The organism is Halostella sp. PRR32 (genome assembly GCF_034808085.1).
Taxonomy (GTDB): Archaea; Halobacteriota; Halobacteria; order Halobacteriales; family Natronoarchaeaceae; genus Halostella; species Halostella pelagica.
Window position 1 is genome coordinate 155639 of sequence record NZ_JAXHGL010000005.1, and the last position, 21904, is coordinate 177542.

The following is a 21904-nucleotide window of genomic DNA, read 5'->3' on the forward strand; positions in this document are numbered from 1 at the left end:
GATAGTGCACAGTACACCAAGGATAGACACAGCGCTGCCGCTTTCGGGTTGGGAACAACCCCCCGAGATAAGAGCTCGGGGGCAGCGCTGTCGTCCAGCCAACAGCTATGCAAACCCACAACCCGACGCAAAATAAGCGTTGCGTCAAGCAGAACAGAGCGTCATTCCTCAGACCCACGCCGCAGTTCGTTCAGCACCGCTTGCCGAGCGAACGCCTCTCGGGGTTTCCCGTGGTCGAGCGAGATGTCGTCGCTGTCCTCGATAACGTCGGTGACGGCCAGCCCGATATTGACGAGTTCTCTGACCGCCTTCGAGCGGCCGACGATGTCCTGGTCGCCGGTCTCGGGATCCTCGCGGATGCGATACTGTTCGATCCGGCCGCCAGTCTCGTCATCGACGGAGACGCCGTATTTGCGCGTCATGCCCGCGACCAGTGCACCATACACCGTAAATGGTGGTGGTGCGCGATGAAGGTTGTTGCCGACCTGCCGGACGATGTCGCACTGGAACTTGCTCAGCGCCACGACGACGGCGATCTCGACGCCGCCCTGGCCGACGCTGCGCAGCTGTACAACGACCTCGAAAATCCCGGCGAGCTCCTCGGAGATGAGACCGCATGATCGACGTGACTACCCCCGCGGTTCGAGGGCGCGAACAGCCGGTTCAAGGTCGGATTACCCGCCCGTCTAATCCGGCATTTCTGGTACATGGTGCAGATAATCGGCGATTTGAGAGTAGTGCACCATGCACCACCGGGTCGGCGCTTGCTGGCGATTCGGGGTGCGAAAATATGGGTCCAGTAGTCCAGATAAACTCTCTTATTTGTGGTATTGGGACAGATTAATGTGGAGGGAAAACGAGGCGGTCATCATGGCAGTCGAGGGAGACGAGACGGAGCGAACCGTCGTCAAGACGTACGTGCCTCGTTACCAGAAAGAGATCTGGACCGACCACGCCGACGAACTGGACATGAGTCGGAGCGAATTCGTCCGGTCGATGGTCCAGGCCGGCCGTTGCGGGTTCGAACCCGCAGACGGCGACGGGGTAAACGAATCTGACCGGTCAAGTTCGGAGAAAGGGCCTTCCGAGGACGCTACCCCTGGGGGTGAAGGCCTCGATGACCGGGTCCTCACGGTGCTCGATGACGGCGAATATCTCGACTGGGACGAACTCGTCGAGGCGGTGACCGGCGACATCGAGAGCCGACTCGAAGATACCCTGCAGGATCTCCAAGGGGACGACGAGGTTCGATACAGCGGTCGCCACGGCGGATACACTCGGGTGGACGGATGAGTACGACGGGCCCGGCACCGGGCGACGTCGACGATCCGGTCGGGTATTTCCTGCAAGACGTCGCCTATCACGGCAAGAGCGACCGGACTCAAGAGGCGTACGAGCGGGTTCTACGGCGTTTCGAGGCGTTTCTGCAGGATCCGGACCGGAGTCCGTCTGGGACCTCGACAGCGCTGTCGGCGGCCACGCACAGGGACTGTATGGCCTGGGTTCACGAGATCCGCGACGGCGTCGCCGAGAGTACGGTGGCGACGTATGCGTCCTACCTCCACCGATTCTACGCGTACATGACACAGGTGGGGGCGTTCGAATCGAACCCGATGACGTTGGTCGTAGAGGAGATGGACGAAACCATCGACACTGACCCGGCCAGACGCGATATTCCGCTGTCGGACATGCGGTCGTTCGTCGCCGACGTTACGCATCCGCTTGATCAGGCCGTGATCGTGGTCCTCCTCAAAACGGGAATGCGCGTCGGCGAACTCTGTAACCTCGACCGCCGCGACGTGCACCTCTCGGAGATACCCTACGACGATGACGATGCCCCGACACGGGCGCAACTCGCCGAACGACCGGACTCGCTGTACGTCGCTGCGGATCCCGCTCGCGGGGCCGTGACGAATGGCGAGCAACGAACAGCGTCGAACAAACGCAAGCGAGCGACGGTGATCCCCGTCGACGACGAACTCTGTCAGGTTCTCGGTCGATGGCTCGCCGTCCGCCCCGACGCCCACTCGCCCGCCGACCCGCTGTTTACCAGCACGAGTCGCAACTGGGGGAGTCGACTCACACCGGATATGGTCCATCACGCCGTCGAAGGGTACGCCAGGAACCGCGGGTGGTATCAGTCGGGCGGCGGTGCCGAGGTAAACGTGACGCCACACTACTTTCGGCACTTTTTCACGACTCATCTTCGGGACCGCACGGGTGACCGCGGCGTCGTGAAGTACCTACGCGGCGACGTCGCACAGGACATCATCGACACCTACACGCACAACTGGGGCGACAGAGTCCGGGAGACGTACGAATCGAACGTGTACACCCTCCTCTGAACGCGGTTCTCCACTTCAGGACCGTACGGCCCGATATTCGCACGTCGGTCGACAGACGGGTAAATCGAATATCGCTATATCGAACGTTGGGGGAGAGAACTAGTGAGATCAGCGTAGACGAAACTATGTGGCGCCCACCTGCAAAGTCAGGGAGAGATGGACCACGTCCGACTACTCCACGCTTGGTCCCGGCGGCTTGACCGCCGAGTCAAGGAGACAGGGATTCGCCGTATGTCTCGGCTCAGTACTTGCCTTCCACGAGTTGCCTACCACGAGGACCCGGCGGTACGGCGCGGCTTTCGAGAACTGCACCAGAACGCCCTTTCTGATTAAGACACTAGTCCGGTCAATGCCTTCACCCAACAGGAACCGCGGGATCTCTCGGCGGGAGTTCGCGAAATCCGCGGTCGCCATCGGCGGGTCCGCGGCGCTGGCCGCCTGTATGGAGCGGGACGGGAACGGCGAGGAAGAGGAGATAGACGTTCCGCAGGGTCCGTCGGACCTCTCGGCGCTGTCGGAGCGCCAGCACGCCTGGAACGAACTGTTGTCGACCGACACCCACGGGAATCGCCTGGCACCCGCCCACAACGTCGTTTTGATGCTCGACTATTCGGGAGACGGGACGCCATCCGAACGGGAGCGGGAGACGCTCGAAACGGCGCTTCGGGACCTCGAACGCGCCTACCAGCGCGACACCGCGGGGCTGTTGTTCACGCTCGGCTACTCGCCGTCGTACTTCGCCAGGTACGACGCCTCGCTTCCCGAATCCATCGACCTTCCGGAGCCGCGAGCGCTTTCACCGCTCGAAGATCCCGCGCTCGACGAGTACGACGCCGTATTGCATCTCGCCAGCGACCACGCGCAAGTAGCGCTCGCAGCCGAGGAGGCACTGTTCGGGGAACTGGACGAACTCAATGGCGTCGAAACGGAGACGTCCGTCGACGGCGTCGTCGAGAAGGCCGAACGCCGGACCGGCTTCGTCGGCGAAGGACTCCCTGCAGAGAACCAGGACGTCAGGGGTATTCCCGATTCGGAACCGGTTCCGGAAGACGCGCCGCTGTACATGGGATTCAAGTCCGGGTTCGAGAAGAACCAGGCCAGCGAGGAACGCGTGACGATTCAGGACGGACCGTTCGCAGGCGGCACCACGAAGCAACTGTCCCGGATCCGGCTGAACCTCCAGCAGTGGTACGAACAGGACAGCCGCGACCAGCGCGTCGCCAAGATGTTCTGTCCGGTCCACGCCGAGGAGGACAAGGTCGAGGGGGCCGGCGAGAACCTCGGAGAGGACACGCAGATAACCGGCGACTGCGTCGAGAACGTCGAGGAACACGCCCGCACGAAGGGGATGGTCGGCCACTCGCAGAAAGCGGCGCGCGCGCGGGAGGACGACGACCCGATCATCCTTCGACGGGATTTCGACTCCACGAACGGCGGCGAGGCGGGACTACACTTCGTTTCGCTTCAGCGGTCGATCAGCGATTTCGTCGACACGCGCGAAGCGATGAACGGCACCGACCTGGCCGAGAACTCCGCGGTCGGCCAGCGGACGAACAACGGGATCCTCCGGTACATGTCCGTCAAGCGCCGCGGGAACTTCCTGATCCCGCCGCGCTCGCTGCGAGCGTTCCCGTCGCCGAAGCCGGAGTAGGTAAACCGGACCTGCCCCGATGGCTTTCGTCAACTGTACCAGAACGACTTTTCGGCCCTTGTAACTAGCGTTTCCCTATGCAACGACGCGAGTTTCTCGCCAGTACGTCTCTCGCCGGTGCGGTGGCTATCGCCGGCTGTAACTCCCTTTTCGAGACGGAGTCGGTCCGAAGCGTCCCCGATGTCGTCGAGGACCGGCCGGACGCGGTGTACTTCCCGACCCACGTCGAGGGCATGGAGATGATCGGTATGACCGCCGCGGGCGACTACACTATCGGGCTGATGTACTCGTTCCCGCACCGGTTCTGGACGGTCACTGGGACGACGACTGAGAAGGTTTCGATCAGGGACAAGGACGATATCCACCTGATGGCATCGGTGTGGGACGACGAGACTGGGACGGTGTTGCCAGTCGGGTCTGGCCTCTCGATGACGGTCGAACAGGACGGGGAGGTAGTGACCGAGAAGCCGCCCTGGCCGATGATATCGCAGAACATGGGCTTTCACTACGGCGATAACTTCGCGCTCGACGGCGAGGGAACGTACGACGTGACGCTCGACATCGGGAGTATGAACGTTTCCAAGCCCGGCCCGTTCGAGGGACGGTTCGAGGAGAGCGCGTCGGGGACCGTCGAGTTCGAGTACAGCGTCGACGAACGGGACGGACTCAGGTTCGAGACCTTCGAGAACCAGCAGGGTGAACGGGGCGCAGTCGACCTGATGGAAATGGAGATGGCCCCGGTTTCCGTCGCTCCCGAACCGGACGCCATGCCCGGCGACCACCTCACCGAGGCGACGAGCGGCGACGCCGTCTTTCAGGTGACGGCCGTTCGAGATCCGTCGTTCACAGACGGTTCGGGCACCTACCTCGCCGTTTCGCCGCGAACGCCGTTCAACCGCGTGCCGCTTCCGATGATGTCGCTTTCCGGCACGGTCGAACGGGGCGGCGAACCCCGATTCGACGGCGCGCTCTCGAAGGCGGTCCATCCCGATATCGGATACCACTACGGCGCGCTTCTCGACGGGATAGAGAGCGACGACGCGGTGACTATCACGGTTGACACGCCCCCGCAGGTGTCCCGGCACGAGGGGTACGAGACGGCGTTCGTGGAGATGGACCCCATCGAGTTCACCGTTTCGTGACTCTCGGAACCGATCCCGCCCGGCCGGGCCCGACGACGGAGTCCCGCGGTTAGCCCGCTACGACCGGTCGGGAAACGATCCAGAGCGAAAGCACCGTGTACCCGATCATCAACGCGGTAAGCGGGAGGTGTGCGCGGCGAGCGAGCGACCGCGTCGCGTATCGGCGTCGCGCGACCTCGTGGGAGGCGACGACGGCGACGACGTGGCCGCCGACTATCAGGAGGATCTGTGACCACCAAAACGCCGGGAGCGAAAGCCACCACAGCGGCTCGATCGCGTCTGTGGCCGACCCGAGATACGGCCCGAGTACCGCGGCCAACTGGCCCGCGTTGCGGAGAACGTACGGGTAGTTGTGCGCGAGTTCGTACGCGACGGCGATCGGTAACACCGTGGGCGCGAACGCGCAGGCCGTCGTCCGCCACGACTCGCTGTTGCCTACCAGTCGGTCAGTCGTTGCGGCGACGAGTGCGAACGCGACGAGGAACCCGACGAACCCGACCGCGTACAGCCCCACCGAAACGACCGGGCCGACGCCGAGGGCTTCCCGTACGTCGAAGAGGATCGTCTGATACTCGGACGTGCTCGTGAACCCGTCGAAACTGACGGTGTAGACGGTCGCGACGACGAACGCCGTGACCGAGAGATCCGAAACGCCGTCGGTGGTCCCGTGCCACGGGGCCCGGAGTTCGAACCGGATCCCGCCGTCCGCATCGCGGGTCGCGGCGACCGGGGCGACCCGGCCGAACAGTCGATAGAGAACGTCGAGCGCGTCCGCCCGGCGGAACCACTCGCGGCCGAAACAGAGACCGCCGGCCACCATCACGAGCGCGTACGCGGCGACGACAGTGGCGGTGAGTCGGGGCGAGCGCGGTATCACAGTGAGGTTCTCAACGATCCCGATCCCGGCGACGAATCCGAAGACGGCGGGCCACTCGCCGAGCCGTGACGGATACGCACCGACGAGCGAAACGTCGGTCCCTTCGAGCCACGCGAGGCCGTCGTAGACGGTCAGCCACGGGGACAGCGCGCGCCAGGGGCTCCCGAACAGGACCGCGACCAGCCCTACGCCGCGTATCCAGACGGGCCAGACGAACACCGTGGCGAAGTTCTCCGCTCGGACCTGCTTTCCGAACAGCCCCGCGTAGAGGACCCAGACGAACGCGACCAGGAACGCGACGCGGGCGACGCCACGGAGGGCGGTCGCCGTTTTCGGGGAGAGCGACGCGAGTCGTCGGGCGCGGACGCCGTCGAGTCGGGTGCCCGTTGCACCGAGCCACACCGCGGTCAGACCGACAGTCGCCCCCGCGCCGACGAACAGGAGCGAAAGCGGAAGCGGCGCGTCGAACCGGGTGCCGCCGACGCCGTGCGCGCTCGCGACACCGGAGAACAACACCGCGCTCATCACCGCCGACGAGATCCGGACGTGCCACCGCATACGGAAATCTGCCGATGACGGGCGGAAGTAACTGCTGGTTCAACCGTCGAAACCCGCTCTCGCATGTGTAAGCTTTACCACGAGCGGTTCGAACCGCCGCGTATGCGACTCCGGACGTTCGCGGCGCTGCTGCTCGTCGTCTTCGTACTCGGCGGTGTCGCCCTGTTCGGTGTCAGCGGCGGGACGCCCGACGGGACATTGACCGAGCGGTGGGTTAGCGACACCGCGCGGAGCATCGAAGGGAACCACCACGCCACCGCTGTCGGTACCGTGAACGGTTCGGCGATGGTGTACGCTCCGATCAGCGGCACCAGCGGGACGGACCAGTGCAGCCTCGTCGCGCTCCACGACGAGAACGGCAGTCGAGAGTGGAAGTCTCAGATCCGGCCCGCTAACTGCACTATCCACTCCGTCGCCGACCCGACCCTCGCCGATTACGACGACGACGGCACGGTCGAGGTTCTCGCCGCGACCACGGAGCAGACAGTCACCGCGCACGACCCGGACACCGGCGAGGTAGAGTTCCGCCACGACCTGACCTCGTACGGGTACACGAAGCCGGTCGTCGATGACCTCACCGGCGACGGGAGCAGCGAAACCGTCGTGGTAGACGTGCGCGGGACAGTGTTCGTCCTCGAACCGAACGGGACGGAGCGCTGGACCGACCGCCTCGACTCGTACACCTGGGCGCAACCGTCGGTCGCCGACTTCGACGGTGACGGCGAGAGCGAACTCGTCGTCGGACTCCGGAGCGGCACGGTGCAACTGTACGAGTCGGACGGTCGGGTTCGCTGGAACGAGACCGATGCGGTCGAGGGCTCAGTCACATGGATGACGACAGTCGACGTTCCGGACCGAACCGGCACTGAAATCATCGTGGCGTCGACGGAAGGGACGGTCGCCCTCGTCGACGGTACCGACGGGAGCGTCGTCTGGGAGCGTGACCTCGGCGAGTACGCCGCGGTGCACGCGACCGGCGACGGAGACGGCGACGGAAGCCGCGAGATATACGCGGTCGCTCGCGACGGCGACCTCCGGAGTTTGCGGGCGACCGACGGCGAAACCGAGTGGTCGACGACGCTGACCACCGCCGACGTCCAGATGATGCCGCCCCCGAGCATGGGCGACATCGCCGGCGACGGCGACCCCGAACTGGTCGCCGTTACGAACGACGGCGTCGTTTCGGTCGTCGACCCCGACTCTGGCGAGGTACTCGACTCCTACGAACGCGACGTGGCGATATTCACGCACCCGACGCTCGCCGACGGTGACGGAGACGGCGTGCCGGACCCGTACGTGATCTACGGGGACGGGCGCGTCGTGGCGTTCTCGTTTTCGAGCGAGTGACAGAGACCGGCTACGCGCTCTCCGCGGTGACCGTCCGGCGGAGTTCTCTGACCGCCGCGGTCACGTCGTCCTCGGCGACGACCGTCGCGCCGCGGCGGAGCGATTCGTACGCCTCCCGCGCGCCCTCTCCGGCGTGGTTGCGCTCCTCGAACGGTCGCGTCTCGACGACGACGAGCGTCCGCGCGTCGCGGACGACCGACAGTACGTCTCGGTTGCCGGGCGTCACGACGGGGTCGGCAAGCACCGTCACGTCCGCGGCGGCGACGCGGTCGGCGAGGGCGTCTATCATCGCGCCGTCGATAGGGTCGAACGGCGACGACGTGAGGAGGTCGACACCCTGTACGCGTGCGGTCTCGGCGGCGGCGTCGCCCTCGGGGAGCGGCCCGGCCGTGCGGTCGAACCCGGCCGACCTGAGCGCGTCCAGCACCCTGGCACCGGTCTCGCCGCCGCCGACCACGTGGACGGTCCCGTCCGCGTCCGGACGGTCTGCGAGCGCCGTGACGGAGACGCTTCCGGTGGTCCCGTCCCGGGAGACGACGGCGTTCGTGTCGAAGGCGTCTGCGAGCCGCGACTCCGAGAGGACCTGCACAGGGGGACCCGCGGCGAGCAGGTCGCCGTCGGTGATCAGGAGGAGTTCGTCGCAGTAGCGCGCCGCGAGGTCGAGGTCGTGGATAGCGGCGACGGCCGTCTTGCCGTCGGCGACCAGATCCGTAACGAGTTCCAGCGTCTCGACCTGATGGTTCACGTCGAGGCTGGCAGTGGGTTCGTCGAGGAGGAGAACCGGCGCGTCCTGGGCGAGCGCCCGCGCAAGGAGCACGCGCTGTCGCTCCCCGCCGCTGATGCCCTCGATAGAGCGGTCCGCGAAGCGAGCGACTGCGGTCCGCTCCATGGCTTTTGCGACCGCGTCGCGGTCCGCGTCCGTCTCCCGACCGAACCGCGACCGGTACGGATGGCGACCCATCTCGACGACGGTTTCGACGTCGAACGAGAAGGACAGGTGGGTCTCCTGCGGCACGACGGCGACCCGTCGGCTGGCCGCTCTCGACGAGAGCGCGTGAACGTCGTCGCCGTCTACCTGCACACGGCCGCTGTCCGGAGTCAGGGCTGCGCTTACGGTCCGCAGGAGCGTCGTCTTGCCGGCCCCGTTCGGACCGACGAGTCCCACGAACGACCCCCGCTCGACGGACGCGGAGACGCCCGAAAGGACCTCCGCGCCGCCGAGCGAGACGCGTACGCTCTCGATATCTATCACAGCGCGCTCACCTCCCGGCGGCGGAGCAAAAAGAGGAAAAACGGGGCACCGATCGCCGCGGTGACGATGCCGACCGGTACTTCGGCCGGTCCCGACCGCGCGAGCGTGTCGGCGGTGACCAGAAACGAGGCACCGGCGAGCGCGCTCGTCGGGAGCAGTATCCGGTGGTCCGGACCGACGAGTAGCCGCATCATGTGCGGGACGACGAGCCCGACGAAACCGATGACGCCCGCGACGGCGACTGCCGCCGCGGTGATGAGACTCGACAGCGCGAGAAGCAGTCGCTTCGTGCGCTCGACCTCGACGCCGAGATGCGTCGCGTCCTCCTCGCCGAGCAGGAGGACGTTGAGGTCCTGCGCGAACGCGCTCAGCGCCGCGAATCCGAGGACCGCGACCGGAAGCGCGAACTCCACGTCGCTCCACGTCGAGGCGTGTAGATTCCCCATCAGCCAGTACATCGCTTCGCGCAACTGGTCGCCGCTCAGGACGAGGAGATACGAGACGACAGCACCGAGCAGCGTTTGGACGGCGACGCCGGCGAGGAGAAGCGTCGCGACCGGCGTTCGGCCGTCCTCGGTAGCGATAGCGTACACGAGAAACGCGGTCGCAAGCGCGCCGGCGAAGGCCGCCCAGCGCGGCCCGATCGGAACCACGCCGGGCAAGGCGAGGGCGGCGACCGCGCCCACCGCCGCGCCGGAGGAGACGCCGATGATCGAGGGGTCTGCCATCGGGTTCCTGAAGAACCCCTGCATGACGGTCCCCGCGGACGCGAGCGCGAACCCGACGGCCCCGGCGAGCGCGATGCGCGGCAGGCGGAGTTTGCCGACGATCCGCTGGTCCGTCTCGGGAACGGCGAGCGAGAAGGGGTGGACGTACCCCACGTCGAAACCGGGCACGGGAACGGACACCGGCAGCAGCGGTAGCGAGACGGACGACACCGACAACCCCGCCGATGCTGGGACGGCGAGGGTGTTTACCGTCGCCTTCGCGACGTTGGCGTAGTCCAGTGACACGGGGCCGATAGCGGCGCTCACGACGACGACCGCGCCGAGCAGGGCAGTGAGCGCCGCGGACCAGACTATCGTCCGAGCCCCAGTTCGCATGGTTGCAATCCGAGTTGGGTTAGGTAAATACTTATTGTCTAACGACGGAGTCTCAGACCGATGGTACGAGACGGACTTCGACTCTTGGTCGCGTTGCTTGTCGTCGTTGCGGGCGTCGGCGCTGTCGGCACCGCGGGTGCCGCCCAGTCGGCAGTTCCGGGCGACACCGCCGCCGTCGCCGAGTCGGCGGCAGCAACGAACGATGCAATCGCTCAGGAGAACTGTTCGTTCCCAGTAACGGTGGAGGACGCGAAAGGAAACGAGATAACGCTCGACGAACGCCCCGATTCAGTGGTTGCGCTCCAGCCGAGCGCGGCCCAGACGATGTGGGAGATCGGCGGGCAGGGGCAGGTGACAGGGATGGCGGTCAGCCGGTACACGGAGTATCTCGACGGCCGCGATAACGTGACCGACATCAGCCAGGACGACGGCGTCTCGGTCAACGTCGAGACGGTGGTCGCCACGGAGGCCGACCTCGTGCTGGCGCCCAACAGCACGCCCGACGAGACCATCTCACAGGTCCGCAACGCCGGAATGACGGTGTACGAGTTCCGGGAGGCGGGTTCCCTCGATGACATCTACGAGAAGACGAATCGCACCGGCCGTCTGACCGGTAACTGCGAGGGTGCCGCGGAGACGGTCGACCGGATGCAGACCGAGATCCGGGTCGTCAACGAGGCCGTCAGCGGCGAGGACGCCGCGCCCCTCTACTACCAGATGGGCGGCGGCTACACCCCCGGAGAGGGGACGTTCATCAACCACATTATCGAACTCGGCGGCGGCGAGAACATCGCCGTCGCGGCCGGCGTCGAGGGGTATGGTCAACTGAGCGGCGAAGTGATCATCGAGCAGAACCCCGAGTGGATCATGGTCTCTCGTCAGATGGGCCTTCAGGAGAGCGAGGCGCTGTCCGGCACGACCGCCGTCCAAGAGGACCAGGTCATCGAGGTCAACGCCAACTACCTCACCCAGCCCGGACCGCGCGTGGTAGTCCCGATCAGTCAGATCGCTGAGTCTATCCACCCCGAGGCGTACGAGGAGGCCAACGTGAGCGTCCGCGGCGAAGCCGAAATCAACGGATCGAACAGTTCCGGCGAAACGACCACCACTGTGGAGAACGGCGGCGAAACGGACAGTGATGGCGACGGCGAGTCAGACAGTGACGGACAGCCGGGTATGGGCGCCGGCGCAGCGGTCGCAGCGCTCGTCGCCGCGCTCGCGCTCGCTGGCCGACGGTGAAAGCACTGACGGCCGTCACTCGCCGACCGATCTCTACCTCGCGGCCCGGCGAATCCGTCGACGCGGTTACGGCCGACAGAAAGGTTGTTAACGGCGGCGCGCGGAACCGGAACGTATGGTCGAAAACGTCATCTGGCCCGCCTATCTCGACGCCGAGAAGACGCGGACGGAGGGCAGACGGGTACCGACGGACATCGCGGTGCCCGACCCCACGGTCGACGAGATAGCGGAAGCGGCGGGACAGGTCGGATACGACGCCGTCATAGAGCGAGACGTGGCCTACTCCCGAGAGGGCCACGAGGAGCGGGGGCGCGTCCTGATCAAGGACGCGGACGACTCCTCGAAAAACGACATCGTCCAGGCGGTCGCCGCGTACGTCGCCGCCCTCCGAGAGTGATGGAGCGACTCGGCGAGGTCGTCCGGACGGCACAGGGGCTGTTGATTCTCCGAGCGGCGGGCGAAGACGCACCCGACATCGGGCGGACCGCGGTCGACGAATCGCTGAACGACGTGGGGCGCGTCGTCGACGTTTTCGGCCCGGTTTCGCGGCCGTACGTCGCGGTCTCGCCCGACGGCGACGAACCGCTCGCGACGATGCTCGGGGAGAAACTGTACGCGCGATAGCGGGCCAGACACTCGGGAACGCAACTGCCATACCGCAGGCACTCTAACCGGCGAGCACATGGAACAGCGACATCGCGCGTACGCCGCGGTCGCGGCGACGGTCGGCATCTTCCTGCTGGTACAACTCGGGGCGCTCGCACTCGTGGAACCGTTCCAGTCCGCGGGCTACCAGGCGGTCGAGAACCCCGACGATCCGACGAACAGTTTCGCCTACTTCGGCGCGATCCTCATCGCGACGGGCGTGATGCTCGCCGCCATCAAGTTCGACGTTCGCTGGTTCATCCGCGGGATCCTGGTGTTCACGAGCGGTCTGTTGACGTGGTACGTCCTGAACGTCGTCGTCCCGCCGCTCGTCTCCGTCTCCGTCGGCGGCGTCGGGGTGAACGTCCTCGCACTCGCCGGCGCTGCGGCCGTCATCGTCGGCCTGCTCGTCCACCCGGAGTGGTACGTCATCGACGCCACCGGGATAGTAATGGGTGCGGGGGCGGCGGGCATCTTCGGGATCAGTTTCGGTCTCCTGCCCGCTATTATCCTGCTCGTGGTTCTCGCGGTGTACGACGCGATCAGCGTCTACGGGACCGAGCACATGCTCGACCTCGCGGAGGGCGTGATGGACCTGAACGTACCCATCATGTTCGTCGTGCCGACGACGCTTCCGTACTCGTTCCTCGCGGCGCAACGCGAGGCGACGGACGGAGCGGACGCGACCGGTTCCGAGGAAGTCTCTGAACCCGACGCGGCGACCGACGACGGGGGAGCGTCCGACGACCGAGCCACAGACCCTGACGGGAGCGCGGGCGACGCCGTCACCGACGAGGGGCCGCTTGAACGGGATGCGCTGTTTATCGGCCTCGGAGACGCCGTGATGCCGACCATCATCGTCGCCAGCGCCGCGTTCTTCATCGACGAGGGACTCATTCAGGTGCCCGGAATCGCTCTCAACCTGGCGTCGCTGTCGGCGATGGTCGGGACGATGGTCGGTCTGGTCGTGCTCATGACGATGGTGTTGAAAGGTCGCGCCCACGCCGGCCTTCCGCTGCTCAACGGGGGCGCTATCGGCGGCTATCTGGCCGGCGCGCTCGCGAGCGGGCTGACGCTCACACAGGCGCTGGGTCTCTGATAGGGATTGTTGTAACTGTGTACCGGTATTCGCCGACCCCGCGTCGGCGAAATACCGAATTGAATTACAACAGTCCCTATGAAGCTGACGTCTTTCGTGTCTCCGATCACTCTCCAGTCAGCGCCTCGCTCGCGGGCGCGAAGTTGATCTCGGAGCCGAGGTCTTCCTCAACCGCCCTGTCGTAGAGCAGTTTCGCCGCCGCGACGGTCTCGATACCGGTACCGCCGCTGTCGAATACGGTTATCTCGTCGGGCGTCTCCCGGCCGGGCGCCTCGCCGGCGACGATGTCGCCGAGTTCGGCGTGGACGTGGTCCTCGGTGACGACGCCCTCTTCCACAGCGTGGATGAACGACCCCGCGTCCTGCATGACCCGCGCTCGGAGGTCGGGCACGTATTTCGAGCGCTCGATGGCGGTCGTATCGAGTTCCCGCTTCTCGGGGTGGTACTGGCCCATCGCCGTGACGTGTGCGCCGTCCGCGAGCAGGTCCCCGTCGAACACCGGGTCGCTCGCCGACGTCGCGGTGATGACGATATCAGCGTTCTCGACCGCCGCGGAACTGCTGGCGACGGCCGCGACGGCGGCGTCGAGTCGCTCGTTCATCTCGGCGGCGAACGACTCCCGACTCTCTTTCGTCGGCGAGTACACGTCGACAGTCTCGACGTCACGGACTGTCACGGTCGCCCGTAACTGGCCGCGCGCCTGCGAACCGGCCCCGATCAGGGCGACCGAGGTCGCGTCGGGTCTGGCGAGCGCGTCGACCCCCACTGCGCCTGCCGCCCCGGTTTTGAAGGGGTTCATGCTCGCGCCGTCCAGAAGTGCGAGCGGTTCGCCGCTCTCGGCGTCGAAAAGCGGCGTCACGAACCAGGCGTCTTCGGCCCCGAAGCCAGCGGCGTACATGTATCCGCCCATCGCACCGGTGTCGGGAAGGACCGCCGAGTAGCCGGTCAACATCCCCGGCGGATCGGCGTTGGGTAGTTTCGTCCGCGGTTCGGCGGGGGCGCCCTCACCCCGTTGGCGGTACCCGTCCCGAACGGTCTCGACGTACTCTCGCGGCGACGCCAGGCCCGAAACATCATCGCTCGTCAGGAACCGTGCGGTCGTCATGCTGAAACGATCGGTGACCGGCGTAAAAAGGGTTGGTAGAAACGGATAGCGGCGGCGGAGTCGGAAAGAGAGTAGAGAATTGAACGGAGAAGAACCCGAAATCAGCGGTAGAGAGACGTATCAGAGATCAGTCGGCGTTGACGGGGGCGACCTGCGACCGGGAGGACTGCTGGGGCGTTTCCGTGCTGTCGACGGGCCCGTTCACGAACATCGCGTGACCGATGAGCGCGACGGAGACGCTGGCCGCAAGCGGAACCGCTGTAGTCAGACCGAGACCCGCAGTAGTGAGAAGAGCAGTGAGACCGAGCAGTGCGACGGGAATGAGGCCGAGGACGATGTCGTAGTAGTTAGTCATAATGTCTATCACATACTATGAGGCATATGCATATAAGTGTTCCCCATAGGCACCAGGTATTTCACCTATATTGTTCCAGTATCGACCGGATTGGATTTCCATAAGTTATCGATTGCATCCCACAGCTGAACCGGGACTCAGTCGGGCGGTTTTCGGACGGAGACGCCGACGTCCATCTGTGACAGATAAACAGCAAACCGTTCGCTCGTTCGACGATCTGGCATTATTTGGGGCTACAAATGGGTATTAGTGACCATATATCATACGATAACTCGCACGCACAGTCGATCCGACTTCGTCTCCGAAACGGATCGCCGAGCGCGTGCCGGACCTGCGACGGGCCGTTCTGTCATCCCACCCTTTCGACGGGTTCAAACCCGAGACTGTCGTACTATCCCTGAGAGTGAACGCCAACGACAAGTCGATCACGGGACTCGTGATGGTCGGCCACTCGCTGGTCCACACGTACGAACTTTCGATCCCCATTCTCGTCTCCGTCTGGTTGCTGGAGTTCTCGACGACGGAGGCGACGATGGGCCTCGTCGTCACAGCGGGCTACGCGCTGTTCGGGATCGGCGCGCTCCCCGGCGGAATGCTCGCCGACATCGTCGGGTCCCAGCGGGTGATCGCGGCCTGCCTGCTCGGGATGAGCGGGTCCTTTCTCGTCCTCTCGGTCGCGCCCTCTATCCCGTTTGTGACCCTCGCGCTGTTGCTGTGGGGCGTCGCGGCGAGCGTCTACCACCCGTCGGGGCTCTCGCTCATCAGCAAGGGCGTCGAGGAGCGAGGGAACGCCTTCGCCTACCACGGGATCGCGGGCAACGCGGGCATCGCGTTCGGGCCGCTGGCGACGACGCTGTTGCTCATCCCCTTCGAATGGCGCACTGTCGCCGCACTCCTCGCCGTTCCGGCGACTGTCGGCGGACTGTACGCGCTTCGGGCGAACGTCGACGAGACGGCGGAGGTCGCCGCGGACGGCGACCCGGAAGCGGTGACCGACGCCGGCCCGGATCGGTCGGCTGACGGCGACGGGCGGGCGAGCGCCGTCTCCTCGCTGGACGAGTTCCTCACGGACTCTCGCGCGCTCTTTTCCGGCGCGTTCGTCGGCATCTTCCTCGTCGTGATCATGTCCGGACTCTACTACCGCGGCGTTCTCACGTTTCTCCCCGAGGTGCTGGGCGAGTTCGAATCGTTCGCGCCGGTCACCGTCGGGCGGGAAGAGCTCGAACCGGCGCGGTACGCCTACGTCGCGCTGTTGATGGTCGGCATGGCGGGCCAGTTCGTCGGCGGGAAGCTAACTGACCGGATCCGGCCGGAAGTCGGTATCGCGGTCGCGTTCGCGGCGCTCGCAGTGCTCGCGACGGCATTCGTTCCGGCGGCCAACGCTGGACTGACGGCGTTTCTGGTCGTCGGCGCGGCGCTCGGATTCACGCTGTTTGTCGTCCAGCCGCTGTACCAGGCCACGGTCGCGGAGTACACGCCGGCCGGGACGCGAGGTCTCTCCTACGGGTTCACCTATCTCGGAACGTTCGGGGTCGGCGCGTTCGGCGGCACCATAGCGGGCGCGGTTCTCACCTACGGGACGCCGCTTGCCCTGTTTCTCGTTCTTGCGGGTATCGCCGTCGTCGCGTCTGTGACCGGGGCCGTGCTATCCCGTCGATAGAACGCGGGCAGCGATGACCCGCCACGTCACCAGTGAGACAATGCCGATTCCGATGATGACGAGCGGGAACGGCCACGTCGTGCCGCCCTCGAAGTACGGCGACCCGCGGAGCAAGAGGCCGATGTTGGCGGCAGCGAGCCAGGTCCCGGCGGCAAGTCGCGCCGCTGCAAGCGGCGTCGACAGCGCCGACCGGTCGTAGACGCGCAACAGCGGGGCGGCGACGAACCACCCGATGACAAACGGGACGATAGTCTCAACCACTACCAGTGGTTGCGAGACGGGATCGATGCCGTGGCTCAGTTCACCGGCGATCAGAAACGACGCGATCGTTACCAGGTCGCCGCCGAAAAGCGGTAGCGACGCCGGCGCGAGACCCGTCCGTTTGCGGGATTCGAGCGAGTCCATGTTCGGTCCTGCGATCCGAACGATTATCGTTCCGACGGTTTCACGCCCGCGACGACGTACGCGAACCCGCCCTCCGGGATCAGCGTCGAGAACCCCGCACGTCGTACGTCGGCCGCGAGCGAGGTCGGCGTACGAAACGTCGACTCGAAGCCGATCAGGTGTTCGGCCGCGGTCAGCACCCGCCCCCGAACCGTGTCGGGGTCGAAATCCGCGACGACGAACACGCCGCCGGGACGGAGGACCCGGGACGCCTCCCGGACGAGTTCGTCCTGCTCGGCGACGTGGTGCAACGCGTCGACGATCACGACGGCGTCGACTGATTCAGCCCGGAACGGAAGCCGCGCCGCGTCGGCCTGTACGGTGTCCAGTCCACGCTGACGGGCGCGGGTTAGCATTCCGCGGGCGGCGTCGACGACGGTCCACTCGACGTGCTGGAGACCGCTCGCTGCACGGCCGGTGCCGCCCGCGAGATCGACGCCGTGCCGGACGGGTCGTTCGGCGAGGCCGAGCGCCTCTCGGAGCGGCGTCTCGTCGACCGTCGGCATCGCGAGGTCGTACCAGCGCGCGAACCGATGGAACGGACGGATATCGCTCATGTAGCGGGCTACGACCTCCAGCAACTACTCGGTATTGTCGCGCCAGCCGTTCGAACCGGTTTTGTTGTACGAGCCGTTCGAACCGGTTTTGTCGTACGAGCCGTTCGAACCGGTTTTGTCGTACGAGCCGTTCGAACCGGTTTTGTCGTACGAGCCGTTCGAACCGGTCTCGTCTGGAAAACCGCCTGAACGCGTCGCCGGCTTTTATTGTAGTCCGGTTGTTTCCCTTCACGTATGTCTCGAACGGGCGAGGGATCGGACGGTTCGGACGCGGATCGGCCGGACTTCGACGACGCGCTCGACGAACTCGAAGAACTGGAGGAGATAGTGGACTCGCCGGAGGAGCGCGAACAGGTCCGGGAGACGATGCGGACGCTCCGGCGTGCGGGCGATCCCCGACTGTTCGGCCGCCTGCGGTCCGACTTCGACATCCGGGACGCCGGCGAGGCCCTCGTCGGGAGCCTGATCTTCGGCGTACCCATGCTCGTCGAGGACGGGACGCTCGACGTGGGACGCTTCATCGCGGCCCATCCGCCGTATTTCCTGCTGACGCTGACGCTGGGGCTCGTCATCGTCGTCGGCATCCTCCACGCCGTCGGCTTCGAGGAGGTCGAGAGCGACCTGCTGTTCGGCGTCGTTCCGGTTCGGCTCGTCGGCATCGTCGTCATCTCGGGGGGGACGGCCGCGCTCCTGATGACCGCGTGGGGGCGCGTCGACTGGGCGGGACCGTGGGTGGCGACGTGCCAGACGACCGTGACGGCGGTCGTCATGGCACTTGGAGCCGCACTCGGGGACATTCTCCCCCACGAGTGATCCGCGCCGAGGCGACCAACGACCGCCCGATAACGGTTTGTACCGGCCGAGAGATGGCTTTGCCATGAATCGGAACCTAGCAGTGGGTACCGCACTAACTGTCGGCGGGGTTGTCGGCTACGTCGCGGGTATCGCGACGCAGTACCCCGGACGAGCGTTCTCCGTCGCCGCGGTGATGGTCGGTTTGACGCTACTGGTCATCGGGCGGGCCGGAGGTGACGCCGTGTGACCGTCGACGCTATCGTGTACGACAACGCCGGAGCGAGACAGTACGACGACATCGCGGAAGCTCGCGACGCCGACGGGACGACGTGGATCCGCGTCGTCGACCCGGACGACGCCGAACTCGGTACGATACGGGACACCTTCGACATACACCATCTCGAAACCGAGGACATCCAGAACGGTGTCCGTCCCAAGGTCGACGTGTTCGACGACCACGCGTTCGTCCTGATCAAGGAGGCCGAACTCTCTGGCGGGGAGACGACCTTCGAGGAGGAACTCCGGGAGGACCCCGTCGGCATCTTCTTCGGCGACGGATGGGTCGTGACGATATCGCTGGACCGGGTCGAGGCCGTCGAGCGGGCGCGGAACGCGGTCGACCGGGGCGACACTCGCGTCGTCGCGCGTGGAGCCGATTTCACGGCCTACCGGATCATCGACGGTATCGTCGACGACTACTTCGGCCTGCTAGACGAGATAGAGGACGACATCGAACTCGTCGAGGACGAGGTCATCGATGCCCCCGACGTCGGGACCCTGGAGCGAATTCACAGCCTCCGACGGGAACTTCTCTCGCTCCGCCGCCTCGTCTGGCCCGTCCGAGACGCCGTCGGCGTCCTCGCTCGCGGCGACCCAGTCCAGGTGAGCGAGGAGACCGAGAAGTACTACCGCGACGCGTACGACCACCTCGTGCAACTGGTCGACCTCGTCGAGACGTACCGCGACCTGACCGGCGGCGCGCGTGACATCTACCTGAACTCCCTCTCGATGTCGACGAACGAGGTAATGAAGAAACTCACCGTCGTCGCCACGATCGTCCTCCCGCTGACGTTCATCGCCGGCGTCTACGGAATGAACTTCGACGGCGGGCCGTACAACATGCCGGAACTCGGCTGGGATTGGGGGTATCCGGCCGTAATGCTCGGAATGCTCGTGACCGCGCTCGTGATGGTCAGCTACTTCCGACGGGAAGGCTGGCTGTAGTCCGCACTCGATTGCAGGGGCGGTGACCGGGGTCCCACTCGTGGTCTACTCTTCCGGACTGAGCCGCGCCAGACGCATCGCGTTCCCGGTGACGGCGGTCGTCATGCCGACATCGCCGGCGAGCACCGCAAGCACCAGCGAGACGTAGCCGAGCGGGATGCCGACGGCGAGTATCGCCTTCACGGCGAGGCTGGCCCAGATGTTCTGCCGGATGACGCCGTTGGCGGTTCGAGAGAGGTCGATCAGATAGGGGAGTTTCGAGAGGTCGTCGGCCATCAGCGCGATGTCCGCCGTCTCGATGGCCGTGTCGGTGCCCGCCGCACCCATCGCGATGCCGACGTCGGCCGCTGCGAGCGCGGGGGCGTCGTTGATGCCGTCGCCGACCATCGCAACCGTGTCGTACTCCCCGCGGAGGCGCTCGACGGCCTCGACTTTCTCCTCGGGGAGCAGTTCCGCCTCGTAGCGGTCGATGCCGACCGCGTCGGCGATGGCGCGTGCGGTGCCCTCGTTGTCGCCGGTGAGCATCACCGGTTCGACGTCGACTTCGCGGAGGCGTTCGACCGCCCGCTTCGCGTCCTCGCGTACGCTGTCGGCCACGGCGATGACGCCTTCGAGCGCGTCCCCGGTGCCGACGAGGATCACCGTCTTCCCCTCGGCCTGAAGTTCTGGGATCGTCTCGTCCACGAGGTCGAGACAGCCCTGGCGCTCACACTGACTCCGGGGTTTGCCTACCACCTGTCCCCCGTCAGTTGCGAAATGGACGTGGTCCAGGTCGAACCCGAGGTCCTCGAAAAACGCGGGTTTGCCGGCGTAGTGTGTCGTCCCGTCGAGATCGGCGCGGACCCCTTTGCCGGTGATCGCCTCGAAATCAGTCACCTCGCGCTCGTCGACCGACGCTTCGTCCGCGTGGTCCACGATGGCGTCACTGATGGGGTGTTCGCTCCGGCGCTCGACGCCGCGAGCGCAGGCGAGAACGTCCTCGGCGTCGTTGTCGCCGAGGGGGACCACGTCCGTGACGGCGAGTTCGCCCGTCGTGAGCGTCCCCGTCTTGTCGAACGCGACGGCGTCGACCTCGCCCGTCGTCTCGAGGTGGTCGCCGCCCTTGATGAGGACGCCGTTGCGCGCGGCGCTGGTGATGCCGGAGACCACGGAGACGGGCGTCGAGATGACGAACGCGCAGGGGCAAGCGATGACGAGCAGGGCGATCCCGCGGACCACCCAGTCGACCCAGTACGCGCCCCAGAGCAGCGGCGGGATGGCCGCGGTCAGCACCGCTGCGGCGGTGACGACCGGTGTGTAGTAGCCGGCGAACCGGTCGACGAACTGCTCGCGCTCGGTCCGGTTCTCCTGTGCCCCCTCGACGAGGTCGATGATCCGGGCGAGCGTGCTGTCGCTCGACTCGGCGTCGACCCGCAGTTCGAGGTACCCCTGCTGGTTGATCGTTCCGGCGAACACCTCGTCGCCCGGCCGCTTGTCCACGGGAACGCTCTCGCCGGTGATCGGTGCCTCGTTGATCGCGCTCTCGCCCTCGGTGACGGTGCCGTCGAGCGGCACCTTCTCGCCGGGTTCGACGACAACCTCTTCGCCAACCGAGACGGCGTCGACCGGGACCTCGTCGAGTTCCCCGTTCCGGCGGACGACTGCCGTCTCCGGCGCGAGCGAGAACAGTTCCTCCAGCGACCGGCGCGCCCGCGTCACGGAGTAGCGTTCCAGCAGTTCAGCGAGGTTGAACAGCACGGCCAGCGTCGCCGCCTCGACGAACAGGTTCTCCCCGGCGACGAACAGTGTCAGTCCCGTCGCGCCGAGGATGGCCGCGGTCATCAGGAAGTCGATGTCGAGACTCAGGTTCCGGGCGGAGTAGTAACCGTTCCGGACGATGACCTGCCCGCCGGCCACGATAGCGCCGACGAAAAAGGCGTCCGCGAGGACCCACTCCTGGCCCAGCGCCGTAAACAGCGCGGCGTTCGTCCCCGGAACCGCCCACTGTACGGCGAGCGCGAGCAGGAGGAAGGCGCCGGCGAGCCCCGTCTTCATCGCCCGCGTGCTTCGCCACACCGAGCCGGGGTCGTCGTCGGTGCCCTCGGGGCCGCCGGAGGCCACCTCGTAGCCGGCGCTCTCGACGGCGGCGACGACCGCCGCTGGGTCAGCCGGTCCGCCGTAGTCGACACGCACCTTGCCCGCCGTGGGAACGGTGTCGATGTCAGTGACGCCCTCGACGCCGCTGACGCTTCCCTCTACCTTCGACGCGCAGGAGGGACAGTCCATCTCGGGCACCGAGAGCGTCAGGGTTCCCTCGTCACCTGACGCGTCGGACGCCTGCGAAGATCCGCTGTGACTCATCACGTCGAGCTACGAACCGAGTAGTTATTAACTCTACTGCTATAGATCCGGCTCTATTTCGCATATACTGATAAAGTAACGACAGTGGATTATTAACCAAGGCGGAAACTAGCGGTGGCGTCAGCGTCGCACCGCGGTGACGCTGATGCGACACCTGTTCGAAGAC

23 protein-coding genes are annotated in these 21904 nt (G+C 65.9%); 14 read left to right on the forward strand and 9 right to left on the reverse strand.

What is annotated here, in order from left to right; all coding sequences use genetic code 11:
• Nucleotides 1-161: 161 nt before the first annotated feature.
• On the reverse strand, nt 162-422 hold the full coding sequence (locus tag SM753_RS16465; RefSeq protein ID WP_323192449.1) for a hypothetical protein: 261 nt from the start codon (nt 420-422) through the stop codon (nt 162-164).
• A 45-nt stretch (nt 423-467) separates the two neighbouring features.
• On the opposite strand from SM753_RS16465, the gene SM753_RS16470 reads away from it, so the two are divergent.
• From SM753_RS16470 to SM753_RS16490, 5 genes are all read left to right on the forward strand, one after another.
• Nucleotides 468-620, forward strand: a complete 153-nt coding sequence (locus SM753_RS16470) for a hypothetical protein (protein ID WP_323192450.1) — start codon at nt 468-470, stop codon at nt 618-620.
• Between the two features lie 250 nt (nt 621-870).
• Nucleotides 871-1293 (forward strand): DUF5805 domain-containing protein, encoded by a 423-nt coding sequence (locus SM753_RS16475; protein WP_323192451.1) that lies wholly within the window; start codon nt 871-873, stop codon nt 1291-1293.
• Entirely contained in the window at nt 1290-2345 is a 1056-nt protein-coding gene (locus SM753_RS16480; protein ID WP_323192452.1) for a tyrosine-type recombinase/integrase, read from the forward strand. The genes SM753_RS16475 and SM753_RS16480 overlap by 4 nt, the downstream gene beginning before the upstream one ends.
• Nucleotides 2346-2694: 349 nt before the next feature.
• A complete protein-coding gene (locus SM753_RS16485) occupies nt 2695-3996 on the forward strand; it encodes a Tat pathway signal protein (RefSeq protein WP_323192453.1) in 1302 nt (433 codons plus the stop codon).
• Nucleotides 3997-4073: 77 nt separating this feature from the next.
• A complete protein-coding gene (locus SM753_RS16490; protein ID WP_323192454.1) occupies nt 4074-5138 on the forward strand; it encodes an iron transporter in 1065 nt (354 codons plus the stop codon).
• Nucleotides 5139-5187: 49 nt separating this feature from the next.
• On the opposite strand, the gene SM753_RS16495 is transcribed toward SM753_RS16490, so the two are convergent.
• A complete protein-coding gene (locus SM753_RS16495; RefSeq protein WP_323192455.1) occupies nt 5188-6573 on the reverse strand; it encodes a hypothetical protein in 1386 nt (461 codons plus the stop codon).
• A 102-nt stretch (nt 6574-6675) separates the two neighbouring features.
• Between SM753_RS16495 and SM753_RS16500 the strand changes: the two genes are divergently transcribed.
• Complete coding sequence (locus tag SM753_RS16500; RefSeq protein WP_323192456.1) at nt 6676-7920, forward strand: PQQ-binding-like beta-propeller repeat protein; 1245 nt, start codon at nt 6676-6678, stop codon at nt 7918-7920.
• Nucleotides 7921-7930: 10 nt separating this feature from the next.
• On the opposite strand, the gene SM753_RS16505 is transcribed toward SM753_RS16500, so the two are convergent.
• Nucleotides 7931-9172, reverse strand: a complete 1242-nt coding sequence (locus tag SM753_RS16505) for an ATP-binding cassette domain-containing protein (RefSeq protein WP_323192457.1) — start codon at nt 9170-9172, stop codon at nt 7931-7933.
• Nucleotides 9169-10275: a vitamin B12 ABC transporter permease BtuC gene (gene btuC / locus SM753_RS16510; protein ID WP_323192458.1), complete on the reverse strand. Its 1107-nt coding sequence runs from the start codon at nt 10273-10275 to the stop codon at nt 9169-9171. Before btuC ends, SM753_RS16505 begins: the two co-directional genes overlap by 4 nt.
• 60 nt (nt 10276-10335) lie before the next feature.
• Here btuC and SM753_RS16515 point away from each other — a divergent pair, with 60 nt between their 5' ends.
• The 4 genes from SM753_RS16515 to SM753_RS16530 all read left to right on the forward strand — a co-directional run bounded on the left by SM753_RS16515 (nt 10336) and on the right by SM753_RS16530 (nt 13258).
• Nucleotides 10336-11514 (forward strand): PGF-CTERM-anchored ABC transporter substrate-binding protein, encoded by a 1179-nt coding sequence (locus SM753_RS16515; protein WP_323192459.1) that lies wholly within the window; start codon nt 10336-10338, stop codon nt 11512-11514.
• A 115-nt stretch (nt 11515-11629) separates the two neighbouring features.
• The gene (gene srp19 / locus SM753_RS16520) at nt 11630-11911 is read left to right on the forward strand and encodes a signal recognition particle subunit SRP19 (protein ID WP_138797351.1); all 282 of its coding nucleotides are present in this window, start codon (nt 11630-11632) and stop codon (nt 11909-11911) included.
• On the forward strand, nt 11911-12138 hold the full coding sequence (locus SM753_RS16525; RefSeq protein WP_323192460.1) for a Gar1/Naf1 family protein: 228 nt from the start codon (nt 11911-11913) through the stop codon (nt 12136-12138). The genes srp19 and SM753_RS16525 overlap by 1 nt, the downstream gene beginning before the upstream one ends.
• 58 nt (nt 12139-12196) lie before the next feature.
• Entirely contained in the window at nt 12197-13258 is a 1062-nt protein-coding gene (locus tag SM753_RS16530) for a presenilin family intramembrane aspartyl protease PSH (RefSeq protein ID WP_323192461.1), read from the forward strand.
• A gap of 106 nt (nt 13259-13364) precedes the next feature.
• Here SM753_RS16530 and SM753_RS16535 read toward each other — a convergent pair whose 3' ends face one another.
• Complete coding sequence (locus SM753_RS16535; protein ID WP_323192462.1) at nt 13365-14363, reverse strand: ornithine cyclodeaminase family protein; 999 nt, start codon at nt 14361-14363, stop codon at nt 13365-13367.
• A 127-nt stretch (nt 14364-14490) separates the two neighbouring features.
• Nucleotides 14491-14718, reverse strand: a complete 228-nt coding sequence (locus SM753_RS16540; RefSeq protein WP_135535323.1) for a hypothetical protein — start codon at nt 14716-14718, stop codon at nt 14491-14493.
• Between the two features lie 403 nt (nt 14719-15121).
• On the opposite strand from SM753_RS16540, the gene SM753_RS16545 reads away from it, so the two are divergent.
• Nucleotides 15122-16378, forward strand: a complete 1257-nt coding sequence (locus SM753_RS16545; RefSeq protein WP_323192463.1) for an MFS transporter — start codon at nt 15122-15124, stop codon at nt 16376-16378.
• Here the strand turns inward: SM753_RS16545 and SM753_RS16550 are convergent.
• Together SM753_RS16550 and SM753_RS16555 are read right to left on the reverse strand one after the other, a co-directional pair.
• Nucleotides 16364-16783 carry a DUF3054 domain-containing protein gene (locus SM753_RS16550; RefSeq protein ID WP_323192464.1) on the reverse strand — a complete coding sequence of 140 codons (420 nt, stop codon included), beginning with the start codon at nt 16781-16783 and terminating at the stop codon, nt 16364-16366. The two genes, SM753_RS16545 and SM753_RS16550, sit on opposite strands and share 15 nt — an antisense overlap.
• Nucleotides 16784-16806: 23 nt before the next feature.
• The gene (locus SM753_RS16555; RefSeq protein ID WP_135535319.1) at nt 16807-17379 is read right to left on the reverse strand and encodes a class I SAM-dependent methyltransferase; all 573 of its coding nucleotides are present in this window, start codon (nt 17377-17379) and stop codon (nt 16807-16809) included.
• A gap of 234 nt (nt 17380-17613) precedes the next feature.
• Between SM753_RS16555 and SM753_RS16560 the strand changes: the two genes are divergently transcribed.
• From SM753_RS16560 to corA, 3 genes are all read left to right on the forward strand, one after another.
• Nucleotides 17614-18192: a hypothetical protein gene (locus tag SM753_RS16560; protein WP_323192465.1), complete on the forward strand. Its 579-nt coding sequence runs from the start codon at nt 17614-17616 to the stop codon at nt 18190-18192.
• Nucleotides 18193-18256: 64 nt separating this feature from the next.
• Nucleotides 18257-18421: a hypothetical protein gene (locus SM753_RS16565; RefSeq protein ID WP_323192466.1), complete on the forward strand. Its 165-nt coding sequence runs from the start codon at nt 18257-18259 to the stop codon at nt 18419-18421.
• Entirely contained in the window at nt 18418-19398 is a 981-nt protein-coding gene (corA, locus tag SM753_RS16570) for a magnesium/cobalt transporter CorA (RefSeq protein WP_323192467.1), read from the forward strand. Before SM753_RS16565 ends, corA begins: the two co-directional genes overlap by 4 nt.
• Nucleotides 19399-19443: 45 nt before the next feature.
• On the opposite strand, the gene SM753_RS16575 is transcribed toward corA, so the two are convergent.
• Nucleotides 19444-21738, reverse strand: a complete 2295-nt coding sequence (locus tag SM753_RS16575; RefSeq protein ID WP_138797356.1) for a cation-translocating P-type ATPase — start codon at nt 21736-21738, stop codon at nt 19444-19446.
• Nucleotides 21739-21904 lie beyond the last annotated feature (166 nt).

What these genes read in the sequence shown, in the direction of transcription:
- SM753_RS16465 (WP_323192449.1), bottom strand. Translation starts at nt 422, where the DNA reads ATGACGCGCAAATACGGCGTCTCCGTCGATGACGAGACTGGCGGCCGG.
- SM753_RS16470 (WP_323192450.1), top strand. Translation starts at nt 468, where the DNA reads ATGAAGGTTGTTGCCGACCTGCCGGACGATGTCGCACTGGAACTTGCT.
- SM753_RS16475 (WP_323192451.1), top strand. Translation starts at nt 871, where the DNA reads ATGGCAGTCGAGGGAGACGAGACGGAGCGAACCGTCGTCAAGACGTAC.
- SM753_RS16480 (WP_323192452.1), top strand. Translation starts at nt 1,290, where the DNA reads ATGAGTACGACGGGCCCGGCACCGGGCGACGTCGACGATCCGGTCGGG.
- SM753_RS16485 (WP_323192453.1), top strand. Translation starts at nt 2,695, where the DNA reads ATGCCTTCACCCAACAGGAACCGCGGGATCTCTCGGCGGGAGTTCGCG.
- SM753_RS16490 (WP_323192454.1), top strand. Translation starts at nt 4,074, where the DNA reads ATGCAACGACGCGAGTTTCTCGCCAGTACGTCTCTCGCCGGTGCGGTG.
- SM753_RS16495 (WP_323192455.1), bottom strand. Translation starts at nt 6,573, where the DNA reads ATGCGGTGGCACGTCCGGATCTCGTCGGCGGTGATGAGCGCGGTGTTG.
- SM753_RS16500 (WP_323192456.1), top strand. Translation starts at nt 6,676, where the DNA reads ATGCGACTCCGGACGTTCGCGGCGCTGCTGCTCGTCGTCTTCGTACTC.
- btuC (WP_323192458.1), bottom strand. Translation starts at nt 10,275, where the DNA reads ATGCGAACTGGGGCTCGGACGATAGTCTGGTCCGCGGCGCTCACTGCC.
- SM753_RS16515 (WP_323192459.1), top strand. Translation starts at nt 10,336, where the DNA reads ATGGTACGAGACGGACTTCGACTCTTGGTCGCGTTGCTTGTCGTCGTT.
- srp19 (WP_138797351.1), top strand. Translation starts at nt 11,630, where the DNA reads ATGGTCGAAAACGTCATCTGGCCCGCCTATCTCGACGCCGAGAAGACG.
- SM753_RS16525 (WP_323192460.1), top strand. Translation starts at nt 11,911, where the DNA reads ATGGAGCGACTCGGCGAGGTCGTCCGGACGGCACAGGGGCTGTTGATT.
- SM753_RS16530 (WP_323192461.1), top strand. Translation starts at nt 12,197, where the DNA reads ATGGAACAGCGACATCGCGCGTACGCCGCGGTCGCGGCGACGGTCGGC.
- SM753_RS16535 (WP_323192462.1), bottom strand. Translation starts at nt 14,363, where the DNA reads ATGACGACCGCACGGTTCCTGACGAGCGATGATGTTTCGGGCCTGGCG.
- SM753_RS16540 (WP_135535323.1), bottom strand. Translation starts at nt 14,718, where the DNA reads ATGACTAACTACTACGACATCGTCCTCGGCCTCATTCCCGTCGCACTG.
- SM753_RS16550 (WP_323192464.1), bottom strand. Translation starts at nt 16,783, where the DNA reads ATGGACTCGCTCGAATCCCGCAAACGGACGGGTCTCGCGCCGGCGTCG.
- SM753_RS16555 (WP_135535319.1), bottom strand. Translation starts at nt 17,379, where the DNA reads ATGAGCGATATCCGTCCGTTCCATCGGTTCGCGCGCTGGTACGACCTC.
- SM753_RS16560 (WP_323192465.1), top strand. Translation starts at nt 17,614, where the DNA reads ATGTCTCGAACGGGCGAGGGATCGGACGGTTCGGACGCGGATCGGCCG.
- SM753_RS16565 (WP_323192466.1), top strand. Translation starts at nt 18,257, where the DNA reads ATGAATCGGAACCTAGCAGTGGGTACCGCACTAACTGTCGGCGGGGTT.
- SM753_RS16575 (WP_138797356.1), bottom strand. Translation starts at nt 21,738, where the DNA reads ATGAGTCACAGCGGATCTTCGCAGGCGTCCGACGCGTCAGGTGACGAG.